We start from the raw sequence: 300 nt of genomic DNA, 5'->3' as shown, positions 1-300 counted from the left end.
GTCAGATGGATGGTCAGCGTCGAAATCGAGGTGGCGCCGTGCTCGTCGGTGACGGTGTAGTTGGCGATGACGTCGGTGGTGGCGCCCTGGGCCAGGTGCTGGTAGGCGGCGTTGCCGGCGTCGAAGCTGTAGCCGCCGTCGGCGCCGATCGTCAGGCCGGCGACCGGGGCATTGAGGCTGTAGGTGAGGCTGGCGCCGTCATCGACATCGCTGTCGTTGGTGGCAACGCTGCCGGTGATGGTGCTGTCCTCGAGGCCGGAGTTGCTGTCGGCGACCGCAACCGGCGCGTCGTTGGTGCCG

Annotated in this window: 1 protein-coding gene; it reads right to left on the bottom strand. The window is 68.3% G+C overall.

The genetic code is table 11. The annotated features are described in order from the left end of the window. On the bottom strand, nucleotides 1–300 hold a 300-nt coding region (locus JT360_RS33370; protein WP_214477753.1), incomplete at both ends, for a cadherin-like domain-containing protein.

It is taken from the genome of Mesorhizobium sp. dw_380, from assembly GCF_018588885.1.
Lineage (GTDB): Bacteria > Pseudomonadota > Alphaproteobacteria > Rhizobiales > Rhizobiaceae > Mesorhizobium.
The sequence above is the reverse complement of the archived record's forward strand: the minus strand, read 5'-3'. Positions and strand labels throughout refer to the sequence as shown.